This window comes from Streptomyces griseosporeus, assembly GCF_014656055.1.
Taxonomy (GTDB): Bacteria; Actinomycetota; Actinomycetes; order Streptomycetales; family Streptomycetaceae; genus Streptomyces; species Streptomyces griseosporeus.
The window spans coordinates 67388-81514 of record NZ_BNBR01000010.1 but is presented as its reverse complement, the minus strand read 5'-3'; the positions used below and the strand labels follow the sequence as shown (position 1 = coordinate 81514).

The 14127-nt window shown below is 71.3% G+C and carries 10 protein-coding genes; 3 read left to right on the top strand and 7 right to left on the bottom strand.

Annotated features, from left to right (window positions below; translation table 11 throughout):
• Positions 1 to 59: 59 nt before the first annotated feature.
• Positions 60 to 1433 (bottom strand): alpha-amylase, encoded by a 1374-nt coding sequence (locus IE308_RS35535; protein ID WP_190221040.1) that lies wholly within the window; start codon positions 1431 to 1433, stop codon positions 60 to 62.
• 248 nt (positions 1434 to 1681) lie between these two features.
• Between IE308_RS35535 and IE308_RS35530 the strand changes: the two genes are divergently transcribed.
• Complete coding sequence (locus tag IE308_RS35530; protein WP_229909376.1) at positions 1682 to 2212, top strand: hypothetical protein; 531 nt, start codon at positions 1682 to 1684, stop codon at positions 2210 to 2212.
• Between the two features lie 81 nt (positions 2213 to 2293).
• Here IE308_RS35530 and IE308_RS35525 read toward each other — a convergent pair whose 3' ends face one another.
• From IE308_RS35525 to IE308_RS35510, 4 genes are all read right to left on the bottom strand, one after another.
• The gene (locus IE308_RS35525) at positions 2294 to 3973 is read right to left on the bottom strand and encodes a glycoside hydrolase family 13 protein (RefSeq protein WP_190221039.1); all 1680 of its coding nucleotides are present in this window, start codon (positions 3971 to 3973) and stop codon (positions 2294 to 2296) included.
• Between the two features lie 157 nt (positions 3974 to 4130).
• Positions 4131 to 5039, bottom strand: coding sequence for a sugar ABC transporter permease (locus tag IE308_RS35520; protein WP_190221038.1), 909 nt, complete (start codon positions 5037 to 5039; stop codon positions 4131 to 4133).
• Positions 5040 to 5054: 15 nt separating this feature from the next.
• Positions 5055 to 6008 carry a carbohydrate ABC transporter permease gene (locus tag IE308_RS35515; protein WP_110627778.1) on the bottom strand — a complete coding sequence of 318 codons (954 nt, stop codon included), beginning with the start codon at positions 6006 to 6008 and terminating at the stop codon, positions 5055 to 5057.
• Between the two features lie 103 nt (positions 6009 to 6111).
• Entirely contained in the window at positions 6112 to 7383 is a 1272-nt protein-coding gene (locus IE308_RS35510; protein ID WP_190221037.1) for an extracellular solute-binding protein, read from the bottom strand.
• A gap of 382 nt (positions 7384 to 7765) precedes the next feature.
• On the opposite strand from IE308_RS35510, the gene IE308_RS35505 reads away from it, so the two are divergent.
• Together IE308_RS35505 and IE308_RS35500 are read left to right on the top strand one after the other, a co-directional pair.
• Entirely contained in the window at positions 7766 to 8800 is a 1035-nt protein-coding gene (locus IE308_RS35505) for a LacI family DNA-binding transcriptional regulator (RefSeq protein ID WP_110627780.1), read from the top strand.
• Positions 8801 to 8886: 86 nt separating this feature from the next.
• The gene (locus IE308_RS35500) at positions 8887 to 9786 is read left to right on the top strand and encodes a phosphatase PAP2 family protein (protein WP_190221036.1); all 900 of its coding nucleotides are present in this window, start codon (positions 8887 to 8889) and stop codon (positions 9784 to 9786) included.
• Here IE308_RS35500 and IE308_RS35495 read toward each other — a convergent pair.
• Entirely contained in the window at positions 9783 to 12794 is a 3012-nt protein-coding gene (locus IE308_RS35495) for a bifunctional [glutamine synthetase] adenylyltransferase/[glutamine synthetase]-adenylyl-L-tyrosine phosphorylase (RefSeq protein ID WP_190221035.1), read from the bottom strand. The genes IE308_RS35500 and IE308_RS35495 overlap by 4 nt on opposite strands.
• Positions 12795 to 13425: 631 nt before the next feature.
• Positions 13426 to 14094: a GntR family transcriptional regulator gene (locus tag IE308_RS35490; RefSeq protein ID WP_190221034.1), complete on the bottom strand. Its 669-nt coding sequence runs from the start codon at positions 14092 to 14094 to the stop codon at positions 13426 to 13428.
• Between the last annotated feature and the right edge of the window lie 33 nt (positions 14095 to 14127).

The following is a 14127-nucleotide window of genomic DNA, read 5'->3' as shown; positions in this document are numbered from 1 at the left end:
TCCTGCCGGGCCCACGGCGGCAGTGCACCGGCCGTAGGCCCGGCCGCCCCCCGGGGGGATCAGCAGCTGGACTTGCCGGCGTAGATCGCGAGGGCGGTGTTCGCGCCGAGGGTGGCGGTGAGCTGCCCGGAGCTGTTCACGCTCACGGTGGTGTTGTTCTGCACGTTGCAGTACGTCCCCGCAGGCAGGGACGTCTGGTAGGTGCGGCTCAGGCCGTACGACTCGTGGTTGATGGCCACGAACCCCTTGGAGCCGCGTCCGAAGGCGATGGCGTCGCCTCCGTTGTCCCACCAGTCGGTGACCGCCTGGCCGCGGGTGGCGTTGCGGAAGGCGACCATGCGCAGGATCTCGGGCCACTTGTGCTGGCACTTCCAGCCGTCCTGCCAGCAGGCGTTGACCGTGCCGCCGTTGGGCGGGCCCGCGTCGGCGTCGGACCACTCGTAGCCCGAGTTGATGTCCGGGGCGCCGTAGGGCCAGGCCAGCATGAAGACGTTGGCCAGGGTGTAGCTGGCGCCGTCCTTGTAGTTGAGCGTGGAACCGTTGCGCTCGGTGTCGTGGTTGTCGACGAAGACGCCGGCGACCGAGCTGTTCATGTAGCCCCAGCCCTCGCCGTAGTTCTTGAGGTAGGCGAGGTTCTCGTTGTTGAAGACCCGCTTGAGGTCGTAGGCGTACCGGAACTCCTGGACGTCCCCGTTGCCGGTGTACTCGGTGGGCTGGACGGCCTCACCGGCGCCATAGATGACCTCCTGCTTCCAGTAGACGGACGGGTTGGTCAGCCGGGACTTGATGTTCGCCAGGTCGGCGGTGTCGATGTGCTTGGCGGCGTCGATGCGGAAGCCGTCGACGCCGAGGGAGAGGAGATCGTTCATGTAGCCGGCGATCGCGCCGCGGACGTATGACTCCCCCGTGTCGAGGTCGGCCAGGCCGACCAGCTCGCAGTGCTGGACGTTCCAGCGGTCGGCGTAGTTGCTGATCTGGCTGGTGCAGTCGTCGAAGTCGTACGAGGAGTACAGCCCGGGGTAGTTGTACTTGCTGTACGAGGACCCGCCGGTGCCGGTGCCGCTGCCGGCCGACATGTGGTTGATGACGGTGTCGACGACCACCTTCACGCCCGCCGCGTGGCAGGTGTTCACCATGTTCTGGAAGGCGGCGCGGTCACCGAGCCGCCCGGCGATCTTGTAGCTGACGGGCTGGTACGACGTCCACCACTGCGCGCCCTGTATGTGCTCGGCGGGCGGGGAGACCTGGACGTATCCGTAACCGGCCGGGCCGAGGGTGTTGGTGCACTCCGCGGCGACCGAGCTGTACTTCCACTCGAAGAGGACCGCGGTGACGTCCTTGGTGCCGGGCGGGGAGGCCTGGGCGACGGTAGCAGGGGTCATGACAAGGGCCGCGGTGAGGGCGGCGGCCCCGGCGAAGGCTCTGCGTGCCATGTGGGGTTCCTTCGTCCTTGAAGGTGCGTGGGGCCCGCAAGCTCTTGCTGAAACATGACTGCAAACTTGCGGTGACGCAGATGTTAAGGGGCGGCGGGCGGAAAAGCAGCGGGGCGGGCGGCGGAATTTAGCGGGCATGAGGCGGCAAACCCGCCAGATCTCCCCTCCGGCGTCCACCGCACCCGGCCCGGTCTACGATCCGGCGGTACGGGGGCGCGGAGAGCGATCCCCTCGATCAAGGGGGTCTTGTGCGGACGACTGTTCCGTGGGCGGGGCTCCGGCGCTTCGTCGGCCTGGTCGCGGCCGGCACGGCCCTGGCGGCTGCCTCGGCGTGCACGGTTCCCGTCGATGCCGTCGCCGGCATCTCCGTGACCGAGGACGGCCGGCTGCTCGGCGTCATGATGGTCTGCGGGCACCGGATCGACGGCGCGACCCTGTACGTCGAGAGCGACGACGTCGACAAGGAGGTCACGGTCGGTATGTGGACCGCCGCCCGCCCGCTCGGCGCCGGCCTCACCACCTGGACGCTGGACGCGCCCGCCGCCGGCTGGACCGTGAGCAGGCCCCTCGCCCCGCTCGACGCGCGGACCACGTACGCCCTCTACGGCTGGACCAAGGACAACTCGTGGTCGTCGAGCAGCGTTTCCTTCACTCCGGGCGACCTGGACCGGCTCGCACCGGGAAAGGTGCGGTACATCGAGGTCTCGGACAAGGGGGATGAATCCGCGGTCACGGTCACCATGGCGGAGTTCGCGGCGAGGGCCTGCCCGGACGGGTGACGCACGGTCCTCGGCGCGGGCAGCGGCAGGGCCCGCCACCGGTGCAGGCGGTGGCGGGCCCTGGGCGGGTCGGGGCCGGTGTCAGGCCGTCGTGAACCACACCGTCGTGTCCGCCGGGACCTTCGTCTCCGCGTCCGCCTCCGTCACCTCACCGCTGGACAGCAGCACACGGCCGTACGCCGGAGTCGTCACCGACTCCCCCGTCGTGTTGGCCACGCACACGAAGTCGCCGCGGCGGAAGGCCAGGACGCCCTCCGGGGCGCGCAGCCACTCGACCGAGTCGCCGGCGCCGAGGTCGGCGTGCTCCCGGCGGGCGGCCAGGGCCGCGCGGTACAGCTCCAGGGTCGAGCCGGGGACGCCGGTCTGGGCCTCCACGCTCAGGTCGGCCCATTCGGCGGGCTGGGGCAGCCAGCTGCCGCCGTCGCCGAAGCCGTACGAGGAGCCCTCGCGGGTCCACGGGATCGGCACCCGGCAGCCGTCGCGGAAGCCGTCCTGGCCCGCGCCGCGGAAGTACGCCGGGTCCTGGCGGACCTCGTCCGGCAGGTCGACGACGTCCGGGAGGCCCAGCTCCTCGCCCTGGTAGACGTACGCCGAACCGGGGAGGGCGAGCATCAGCAGCGTGGCCGCGCGGGCGCGCCGCAGGCCCAGCTCGCGGTCGCCAGCCAGGCGGATCTGGGTGCCGAGGCCGGGCGGGTTGGCGAAGCGGGTGGCGTGGCGGGTGACGTCGTGGTTGGACAGCACCCAGGTCGCGGGGGCGCCGACCGGGCGCATCGCGTCCAGGGTGCGGTCGATGCACGCGCGCAGCGCCTCGGCGTCCCACTCCGTCGCCAGGTACTGGAAGTTGAACGCCTGGTGCAGCTCGTCCGGGCGGACGTAGTTCGCGGTGCGCTCGACGGTCGGCGTCCAGGCCTCGGCCACGAAGATCCGCTCGCCCGCGTACTCGTCGAGGATCGTGCGCCACTGCCGGTAGATGGCGTGGACGCCGTCCTGGTCGAAGAACGGCATGACATCGTTGCCCAGCAGTTTCAGCTGGTCGTGCGAGCCCAGGTCCGGCAGGCCCTCCGCCTTGACCAGGCCGTGGGCCACGTCGATGCGGAAGCCGTCGACGCCCATGTCCAGCCAGAAGCGCAGGATCGAGCGGAACTCGTCGCCGACCGCCGGGTGCTCCCAGTTGAAGTCGGGCTGCTCGGGGGCGAAGAGGTGCAGGTACCACTCGCCGGGGGTGCCGTCGGGCTCGGTGACGCGGGTCCAGGCCGGGCCGCCGAAGATGGACTCCCAGTCGTTCGGCGGGAGTTCGCCGTTCTTCCCCTTGCCGGGGCGGAAGTGGTAGCGGTCGCGCAGCGGGGAGCCGGGGCCCTCGGCGACGGCGCGCTTGAACCACTCGTGCTGGTCGGAGGAGTGGTTGGGGACCAGGTCGACGATGATGCGCAGGCCCAGCTCGTGCGCGTCGCGGATCAGCGCGTCGGCGTCGAGCAGGTTGCCGAACATCGGGTCGACGGCCCGGTAGTCGGCGACGTCGTAACCGGCGTCGGCCTGCGGGGAGGCGTAGAAGGGGCTGAGCCACACGGCGTCCACACCCAGGTCGCGCAGGTAGGGGAGCCGGGAGCGTACGCCCTCCAGGTCCCCCATGCCGTCGCCGTTGCTGTCGGCGAAGCTGCGCGGATAGACCTGGTAGATCACCGCGTCCCGCCACCAGTCGCGGCGCTGGGCGACGGTGGCGAGGGCGCTGTTCGGTGCCGGGTCGGCGGTGTGCTGGGTCATGGCGTCCTTGATGCGTAAGGGAGTCACGGTCATCGGTCGGTGTGCGGGGGCCGCGTCAGGAGGGGGACGAGGCGGTCGCGGTGTCAGCGGGGTCGGATGGGCACCGCGACCGCCTACCCGCGCGACGGGCGCGCGGGAGTCGTCTGCCGACGTGGCGTCAGCCCTTCGTGCCGCCCGCGGTGAGGCCGGTCACCAGGTTCTTCTGCACGAGGTAGAAGAAGGCCGAGACCGGTATCGCGATGAGCACCGCGGTGGCGGCCATCAGGTTGCGCTGGGCGTCGTGCTCGCTGATGAAGCTCTGCAGGCCGACGGCGAGCGTGTACTTGCTGTCGTCGAGCATGAAGGTGGTGGCGAAGGCGACCTCACCGAAGGCGGTGATGAAGCTGTAGAAGCCGGCCACCGCCAGGCCCGGCCGGGCCAGCGGGAGGATGAGGCGCAGGAAGGTGCCGAACGGGTTCAGGCCGTCGACGCGTCCGGCCTCGTCGATCTCGAACGGGATGGTGTCGAAGTAGCCCTTGAGCAGCCAGGCGCAGTACGGCACCGCGGTCGAGCAGTAGATGAGGATCAGGCCGAGGTAGCTGTCGATGAGCTGCAGCTCGGACAGGATCTGGTACATCGGGACCATCAGCACGGCCACCGGGAACATCTGGGTGACCAGCAGCACCCACATGAACTTCTTGTAGCCGGGGAAGCGCATGCGGGAGACGGCGTAACCGGTGGTGGCGGCGATGAGGACGCCGATCACGGTGGTGCCGAGGGAGACGATGAGGGAGCTCTTCAGCCAGTCGAAGAAGCTCGTGTTCTGCAGGACGTAGGAGTAGTTGTCCAGCGTCATCTTCCCCCAGATCTTGCCGGGGTGCAGATAGTCGTCCTTGTCCGGGCCGAGGGAGAGGAAGACCAGCCAGGCGACCGGGAAGAGGGCGATGACGCTGGCGGCGATCAGCAGGCCGTGGGAGGCGAGGGAGGCGGCGAGGCCGCGCTCGCCGCGGCCGCGCACCTTGCGGGGCGGGGTGGCCGGCGCGGTCTTCTCCACGGCGGCGGAGTCCGGGGCGGTGGTCGTGCTCATGGGGGAACTCCTGCCTCAGATCGTGAGCTGCTGGTCGTTGCGGTTCAGCCAGCGGCGGTAGAAGGAGGTGAAGACGATGAGGATGGCCAGCAGCAGCATGCCGTAGGTGGCCGACTCGGCGAATTCACGCGGCTGCTGTCCGAAGCCGAGGAAGTAGGCCCAGGTGACGAGGATCTGCGCGTCCGGGGCGGAGGTCCGGCCGAACAGCAGGAAGATCACGGCGAACTGGTTGAAGGTCCAGATGATGCCGAGCAGGACCACGGTGGAGCTGACCGACCGCAGGCCGGGCAGGGTGACGTAGCGGAACCGCTGCCAGGCGCTCGCGCCGTCCATCTCGGCCGCCTCGTACAGCGAGGAGTCGATGGACTGCAGGCCGCCGAGGAGCGAGACCATCATGAACGGCACACCGCACCAGGTGTTCACCATGATCGCGGCGAACCGCTGCCAGAAGGTGTCCTCCAGCCAGCCCGGCGAGGGCAGGCCGATGCTGTCCAGGGCGGTGTTGATGACGCCGCTGTCGGAGAGCATGATCCGCCAGCCGAAGACGGTGACGAAGGTGGGCACGGCCCACGGCACGATCAGCATCAGCCGGTAGAAGGTGCGCCCGCGCAGCTTCTGGTTGAGCAGCAGGGCGAGGCCGAGACCGATCGAGTAGTGCAGGGCGACACACAGGGCCGTCCAGACGATCGTCCAGATGAAGTGCGACCAGAAGCGGTCGTAGGCGGTGTCGCCGAAGAGGATGTCCTGGTAGTTGTCCAGGCCGATGAACTTGTAGGTGGCGTCGATGTGGTTGACGCCGATGGTGCGGGCGCTGTTGAGGCTGTCGGCGTCGGTGAGCGTGAGATACAGGCCGTACACCAGCGGATACACCACGAGGACGCCGAGCACGACGACCACGGGGGCGATCATGGCGTAGGCGTACCAGTTCTTCTGGTAGCTGTGCTTGAGGCGTTGGGCCACTGCTGTCATGGTTCTCGGCACCTTCGAAGACGATCAGGGAGTACGGCGCACAGGCCGGTGGCCGCCGGATCCCTCCCCCCACCGGTCAGGGGGATCCGGCGGCCACACGGGCTCACTTGCTGAAGTCCGGCACCAGCTTGGCGAGGGCGACCTCGGCGTTGCTCAGACCCTTGTCCAGGGACTCCTTGCCGGCCGCGACCTTGGCCAGCTCGGTGTCGAGCGGGGCGAGCAGCGAGCTGTACTCGGGCAGCGCCGGGCGCGGCTGGGCGGCGGGCAGCACGGTCTGGTAGCCGGCGATGCCCGGGTCGGCCTTGACCTCGGCGGTGTAGGCGTCGTCACGCGTGGGCAGCGTGGAGTTCTTCAGGGCGATCGCCGTCTGGGACTTCGCGGACGTCATGAAGTTCACGAACTTCAGCGCGGCCTTCTGGTGGGCCTCGTCGGAGCCGGCGTAGACCGAGAGGTTGTGGCCGCCGGTCGGGGCGCCCGCCTTGCCGGTGGAGCCGGCCGGGACGGTGGCGATGCCCAGGTTGTTCTTGTCCTTGAAGGCGGAGCCCTTGTAGAAGTTCGTCAGCTCCCACGGGCCCTGGATGATCGCGGCGACCTTGCCGTTGACGAACGCGTCCTGGATGTGCGCGTAGGCGTCGGCGGTGGTGTCGGCCTTGTGCAGGCCCTTGCCGTCGAACAGGCTCAGCCAGGTGCCGTAGCCCTTCTTCGCCTCGGCGGAGGCGACCGTGAGCTTCTTGGCGTCGGCGTTGACGAGGTCGGTGCCCTCGCCGTACAGGAACGGCTGCGCGTAGTAGCTCGCGGTGGAGCCCCAGTAGCCGTCGACGCCGGTCTTGTCCTTGATGGTGGCAGCGGCCTTCTTCAGGTCGTCCCAGGTCTTGGGCGCTTCCTTGATGCCGGCCTTGGCGAAGAGCTGCTTGTTGTAGACGAACGCGAGGGTGTCGGTGACCAGCGGCACGCCGTAGGTCTTGCCCTCGTACTGGGCCTGCTTGATCAGGCTCGGCTGGAACTTCGCCTGGTCGGTGAGGGCCTCCGTGCCGTCCAGCGGCAGGAAGTAGCCCTTCTTGGCGAAGGCCGGGGTCCAGCCCACCTCGGAGCGGAGCACGTCGGGCGCGCCCTTGGAGCCGGCGGCGGTGTCGAACTTGTTCTGTGCCTGGTCGAACTGGACGTTGACGTACTTGACCTTGACGTCCTTGTTCGCGGCCTCGAACTCCTTGATCAGCGCCTGGTAGGTCGGCGCCTCGTTCGTGGCGTTCGAGGTGTCCCACCAGGTGATGGTGACCGGCCCGTCGGCCTTGTCGCCGCTGTCACTGCCGCCGCACGCCGTCGCCGCCAGGGCGAAGGACGCCACCAGCGCGGAGGCCGCTATGCCACGCCGCATGAGTTCTCCTTGAGGGTGAAAAGCCCGAGTGGTGCCGACTGCGCCTTTGCCGCGGCCGGGCGACAGGGAACGTAACAGCCATGTAAGCGGCGCGAAAGACCTTGCAGAAAAAAAGTGCAAGAGATCTCGGAAGTTACCCGGGCGTGACCGGCTCTCGACCACTGCGAGACCACTGTGCGACCGTTGTGCGCACTGGCCCTGACACCGTTCTTCCCCGTACACGAGCGGGCGGGGCACGTCCTGTGCAAGACTCTGCAAGCTCTTGCCATCGATTGCACGAGGGAGCGCAATGCCGCAGCAGCCCACCGCGGGCCGCCCCACCGCCCGCACCCGGCGACCGATCGGTGTGCAAGGAACCTTCCGGCCGGTACAGTCCAGTGCCGTGACCACACGGCTTGCCGACATCGCAGCGCAGGCGGGGGTGAGCGAGGCGACCGTCAGCCGGGTCCTCAACGGGAAACCGGGAGTCGCCGCCACCACCCGCCAGTCCGTGCTGGCCGCGCTCGACGTCCTCGGGTACGAGCGCCCCGTACGGCTGCGGCAGCGCAGCGCGGGTCTGGTCGGCCTGATCACCCCGGAGCTGGAGAACCCCATCTTCCCGGCGCTCGCCCAGGTCATCGGGCAGGCGCTGACCCGGCAGGGCTACACGCCGGTGCTGGCCACCCAGACGCCGGGCGGCTCGACGGAGGACGAGCTGACGGAGATGCTCGTCGACCGCGGCGTCGCCGGCATCATCTACGTCTCCGGACTGCACGCCGACACCACCGCGGACATGCAGCGCTACGAGCAGCTGCGCGCGCAGGGCGTGCCGTTCGTGCTGGTGGACGGCTTCTCCCCGAAGGTGCAGGCGCCCTTCATCTCCCCCGACGACCGGGCCGCGATGACGCTGGCGGTCACGCACCTGGCCTCCCTCGGGCACACCCGCATCGGCCTGGCCCTCGGCCCCAAGCGGTTCGTGCCGGTGCAGCGCAAGATCGAGGGGTTCGTGCGGGCGATGCAGGAGCAGCTGGGCCTGCCCGCCGACACGATCGAGACCGAGCTGATCCAGCACTCCCTCTACACGCTGGAGGGCGGCCAGGCCGCCGCGACGGCGCTGATGGACCGTGACTGCACGGCCGTGGTCTGCGCCAGCGACATGATGGCGCTCGGCGCGATACGCGCGGCCCGGCAGCGCGGCCTCGACGTCCCCAAGGACATCTCGGTGGTCGGCTTCGACGACTCCCCGCTGATCGCCTTCACCGACCCGCCCCTGACGACGATCCGCAAGCCGGTGCCGGCGATGGGGCAGGCCGCGGTGCGCACGTTGCTGGAGGAGATCGGCGGGACGCCCGCGCCCCACAGTGAGTTCGTGTTCATGCCGGAGCTGGTGGTGCGTGGTTCGACCGCTTCGGCCCCTGGGGACCGGAATCGCCCGTAACTCCTCCATAGGGCGGAGAAGGTGCGGGATGGACCCGACCAGGGGATGATCGGTCGGAGAAGGCTTTTCTGGCAGACTCTGTCCTCATGGGTGACACGACCGTGACGACCCCGGAGGGCCGCGCAGAGGCCGTTCGGCGGCCTGTCGCGGCCGGCCCGGGGCCGGGACCGCTCAGCCGGTTCCGCACGCCGCGGGCGCCGCGGCTGTGGTTCGAGATCCTGCTGATCGCGGTCAGTTACTGGACGTACTCGCTCGTTCGCAACGCGGTCCCCGAACAGCGCGGCCAGGCGCTGCGCAACGCCGACTGGATCTGGCAGGCCGAGCAGCACCTGGGCATCGCCGTCGAGCGGTCCGTCAACCACGCGGCCAACTCGGTGGGTTGGCTGATCGTCGGCATGAACTACTACTACGCCACGCTGCACTTCGTGGTGACGATCGGTGTCCTGGTGTGGCTTTACCGCAGCCATCCCGGCCGGTACGCGGCGACCCGTCTCGCCCTCTTCGCGACGACGGCGGTGGCCCTGGCCGGCTACTACCTGTATCCGCTCGCCCCGCCCCGCCTGATGACCGGCGGACACTTCATCGACACGGTGCTGGTCCACCAGACCTGGGGCTCGATGGCCTCCGGCGACCTGAAACACATGTCGAACCAGTACGCCGCGATGCCGTCGATGCACATCGGCTGGTCCCTCTGGTGCGGCCTGACGGTCGTCGCGCTGGCCCGGGTGCCGTGGGTGCGGGTCCTGGGCGCGCTCTACCCGGTGGCGACGCTGGTGGTCATCGTCGCGACGGCCAACCACTTCTGGCTGGACGCGGTGGGCGGCGCGCTGTGCCTGGCGTTCGGCTTCACGGTGGCCCGCCTGTGGTACGGCGCCCAGCCGTACGCGCTGCCGCGACACGTCCCCGCCCGGAGGCCGCGCGACGACACCGGGGACACGCCCTCGGAGACCCCGCCGCGCGCCACGACGGGGCGCCGCGCGGCCTAGAGCCGCTGCTCCCCGCTGCCGTAGAACAGGGCCTCCACCACCGTCCTCGCCCGGCGGGTCGTACGGCGGTACGCGTCGAGCATGTCGCCGACGTGGCCCGGGCCGTGGCCGAGGTAGCGGCCCACCGCCGCCAGCTCGCGGCCGTCGGTGGGGAAGGTGTCCCCGGCCCGCCCCCGCACCAGCATCACGGCGTTGCGGACACGGGTGGCGAGCACCCAGGCCTCGTCGAGGATCCCGGCTTCCTCGGCGCCGATCAGGCCGGCCTCGCGGGCGGCGGCCAGGGCCTCACGGGTACGGGTCGTGCGCAGCCCGGGGACCTCCGCCGCATGCCGCAGCTGCAGCAGCTGCACGGTCCACTCGACGTCCGACAGCCCGCCCGGCCCGAGCTTGGTGTGCAGCTTCGGGTCGGCGCCGCGCGGCAGCCGCTCGGACTCCATACGGGCCTTGAGCCGCCGGATCTCCCGTACGGCCTCCTCGCCCAGCCCGCCCCGGCGGTAGCGCAGCGGATCGATCAGCTCGATGAACCGGCGCCCCAGGTCCTCGTCCCCGGCGACCGGCTCGGCCCGCAGCAGGGCGTGCGACTCCCAGGTGAGGGACCAGCGGCGGTAGTAGGCCTCGTACGACTTCAGGGTGCGCACCAGCGGCCCGGACTTGCCCTCGGGCCGCAGGTCGGCGTCGATCAGCAGGGGCGGGTCGGAGCTGGGGATCTGCAGCAGCCGCCGCATCTCGGCGACGACCTTGTTCGCGGCCTGACCGGCCTCCCGCTCGTCCACGCCGTCGCGCGGCTCGTGCACGAAGAGGACGTCGGCGTCGGAGCCGTAGCCCAGCTCGTGCCCGCCGAAGCGGCCCATGGCGATCACGGCGAACCGGGTCGGCAGGGTGTCCCCCCACCCCTCCCGCACGACCGCGCGCAGCGTCCCGGCGAGGGTGGCGGCGGTCAGGTCGGAGACGGCGGCGCCGACCCGGTCCACGAGGGCGCCCTGGTCGGCCTCGGCGGGCTGGGTCTCGGTGCCGTAGGAGCCGACGATGTCGGCGGCGGCCGTACGGAACAGCTCGCGCCGCCGGACGCCACGGGCGGCGGTGACGCCCTGGGCGGCGTCGTCGGCCCGCCGGACCGCGGCGAGGATCTCCTGCTCCAGATGGGCCCGGGACCGGGGCGCGAGGCCGCCCCCGTCGCCGTCGCCGAGCAGCGCGACGGCCTCCGGCGCCCGCATCAGCAGGTCGGGCGCGAGCCGCCCGGCGGACAGCACACGCGCCAGGTTCTCGGCGGCGGCGCCCTCGTCCCGCAGCAGCCGCAGATACCAGGGCGTCTTGCCCAGGGCGTCGGACACCTTGCGGAAGTTGAGCAGTCCGGCGTCCGGGTCGGCGGAGTCGGCGAACCAGCCGAGCAGCACCGGCAGCAGGGTGCGCTGGATGGCGGCCTTGCGGGTGACGCCGGACGCCAGGGCCTCCAGGTGGCGCAGCGCGGAGGCCGGGTCGGCGTACCCGAGCGCGACGAGCCGCTCCCGTGCCGCCTCCGGGCTGAGCCGGACCTCGCCGGAGGGCAGCTGCGCCACGGCGTCGAGCAGCGGCCGGTAGAACAGCTTCTCGTGCAGCCGCCGTACGCCGCTGGTGTGCCGCTTCCACTCGCGGGTCAGCTCGGTCACCGGGTCGGTACGCAGCCCGAGCGAGCGTCCGATACGGCGCAGGTCGGCGTCGTCCTCGGGGACGAGGTGGGTGCGGCGCAGCCGGTGCAGCTGGATGCGGTGCTCCATGGAGCGCAGGAAGCGGTAGGCCTCGTCGAGCTGGGTGGCGTCGGCGCGGCCGACGTACCCGCCGGCGGCGAGCGCCTGCAAGGCGTCGAGCGTCTTGCCACTGCGCAGCGAGGCGTCGGCCCGGCCGTGCACGAGCTGCAGCAGCTGCACGGCGAACTCGACGTCCCGCAGTCCGCCGGGCCCGAGCTTCAGCTCCCGCTCCACCTCGGCGACGGGAATGTTCTCCACGACCCGGCGCCGCATCTTCTGCACGTCGGCGACGAAGTTCTCCCGCTCGGCGGCCTTCCACACCAGCGGTTCGACCGCGGCGACGTACTCCTCGCCCAGCTCCAGGTCGCCGGCGACGGGCCGGGCCTTGAGCAGCGCCTGGAACTCCCAGGTCTTGGCCCAGCGCTGGTAGTAGGCGAGATGACTGCTCAGCGTCCGCACCAGGGGCCCGTTGCGCCCCTCGGGCCGCAGATTCGCGTCGACGGGCCAGATGGAGCCCTCGACGGTCGTCTCGGAACAGATCCGCATCATGTGCGAGGCGAGCCGGGTGGCGGCCCGCAGCGCCTTCCCCTCGTCGGCGCCGTCGACGGCCTCGCCGACGAAGATGACGTCGACGTCGGAGACGTAGTTCAGCTCGTGCCCGCCGCACTTGCCCATCGCGATGACCGCGAGCCGGCACAGCGCCGCGTCCTCGGGCGCGGCGGCCTTCGCCAGGGCGAGGGCGGCGCGCAGGGTGGCGGTGGCGAGGTCGGCCAGCTCGGCGGCGGTCTGGGCGACGTCGGTGGTGCCGCAGACGTCCCGTGCGGCGACGGAGAGCAGGCAGCGGCGGTAGGCGACGCGCAGGGCGACGGGGTCGCCGGCCTCGGCGAGCCCCCGCTCGAACTCCTCCACCCCCGGGTGCAGATCCTGCGGCTCGTACATCACGAGCGCCCGCCAGTCCTGCGGGTGGCGGGCGAGGTGGTCGGCGAGCGCGACGGAGGCGCCGAGGACGCCGAGGAGGCGGTCGCGCAGGGGCTTGGCGGCTATCACCGTGTCGAGCAGTTCCCTGCGGGCCGCGGGGGCGGACTGGGCCTCCAGCAGGCCGACGAGGCCGCGGAGGGCGAGGTCGGGGTCGGCGGTGGCGCCCAGTGCTTCCAGCAGGACGGGGTCGTTGCGGACGGGGGCGAGTTCGGGTGCGTCGAGGAGGCGTTCGGCGGCGGAGGCGTCGGTGAAGCCGTGCCGCAGCAGCCGAGAGAAGGTACTGCTCCTGCGCCCCGGCGCCGTCATGTCCGGCCTCCCTTTCCCTCAGGTCGTCCTGGCCAGAGCCTAACCGGAGGGCGGGGACGGTGGGCGGGTGGGACGCGGAGGCCGGGGGCCGGGGCGGCACGTGGACCGGCACTGCGGGGGCACCCAGCGCTGGTGCGGGCCGGGGGTGGGTGGCGCAACCCGGCGCGACGGGGTGCCGCTGCGCCCACCGTGCCGCCCCAGCGGCACGACTGCCCGCAGCTACGTCGGAGGGGCGTCCATGCGTGCGGCCGCCCGCAGCTAGGTCGGCGTGCGGCCCGCCGCCGCGGGGTGGGCGCCGGCCCAGCGGGGCGGCTGCCCGCAGCCAAGTCGCGAGGCGGCGCCGGCTACCCGCTACCCAAGCGGGGCGGCGCTGCCGTAGTCACGGCGGCCGGTAGACGCGTACGGCGAGCAGGGGACGTGTCGGGGGGTGTCCGCCCGCAGCGGGCGGCGGAAAGTGGCGGTAAGAATTTGACCGACGCAGCGGCGCACCGAGGACGGATACCCCCCGGCGCGGCCCCGACCCCACCACCAGCCGCAGGCGCTACAGCAACCACCCACGGACAGAAACGGGCCGCCGCAGGCATTCAGGGGCGCGGGGAACTGCGCGAGCAACCACCCACCCCCAGACGCCTCACGACTCCGCCGCCCACAGCGCCCGCACATGCCCCAGATGGCGTCGCATGACCGCCTCCGCCCCCTCCCCGTCCCCCGCCAGCATCCGCTCCAGCAGCTCCAGGTGCTCCTCCGCGGACGCGACCAGCAACCCCCGCTCGTCCAGCGCCGTCAGCCCGTACAGCCGGGACCGCTTGCGCAGGTCCCCCACCGTCTCCACCAGCCGGTCGTTGCCGTGCAGCGCCAGCAGGGACAGGTGGAAGCGGCGGTCGGCGTCCAGGTACCCGATCAGGTCGTGCTCCCGCGCCGTCGCCACGATCTCCTCCGCCACCGGCCGCAGCGCCTCCAGCTGCTCCCGGCTCGCCGACCGCGTGACCGCCCCCACCGTCGGCACCTCGATCAGCGCCCGCAGCTCGCTGTACTGGTCGAGGTCCTTCTCGCTCACCTCGGTCACCCGGAACCCCTTGTTCCGGACGGGCTCGACCAGCCCCTCCCGCACCAGGTCGAGCATCGCCTCCCGCACGGGCGTCGCCGAGATGCCGAAGTCCGAGGCGAGCGCCGGCGCCGAGTACACCCGCCCCGGCTGCAGCTCCCCGGAGATCAGCGCGGCGCGCAGGGCATGGGCCACCTGGTCGCGCAGCCGCTCCTGCGCGGTGATGAGGTTGGCTTGCTTCAGGTGGCCACCCATGGTGTCTGCCTCCGGGGGGTTTGCAGGTCTCGG

Coding starts and splice junctions, on each gene's coding strand:
- IE308_RS35500 (WP_190221036.1), top strand. CDS start 8,887: ATGGGTGACACGACCGTGACGACCCCGGAGGGCCGCGCAGAGGCCGTT.
- IE308_RS35520 (WP_190221038.1), bottom strand. CDS start 5,039: ATGAGCACGACCACCGCCCCGGACTCCGCCGCCGTGGAGAAGACCGCG.
- IE308_RS35490 (WP_190221034.1), bottom strand. CDS start 14,094: ATGGGTGGCCACCTGAAGCAAGCCAACCTCATCACCGCGCAGGAGCGG.
- IE308_RS35535 (WP_190221040.1), bottom strand. CDS start 1,433: ATGGCACGCAGAGCCTTCGCCGGGGCCGCCGCCCTCACCGCGGCCCTT.
- IE308_RS35510 (WP_190221037.1), bottom strand. CDS start 7,383: ATGCGGCGTGGCATAGCGGCCTCCGCGCTGGTGGCGTCCTTCGCCCTG.
- IE308_RS35495 (WP_190221035.1), bottom strand. CDS start 12,794: ATGACGGCGCCGGGGCGCAGGAGCAGTACCTTCTCTCGGCTGCTGCGG.
- IE308_RS35525 (WP_190221039.1), bottom strand. CDS start 3,973: ATGACCCAGCACACCGCCGACCCGGCACCGAACAGCGCCCTCGCCACC.
- IE308_RS35515 (WP_110627778.1), bottom strand. CDS start 6,008: ATGACAGCAGTGGCCCAACGCCTCAAGCACAGCTACCAGAAGAACTGG.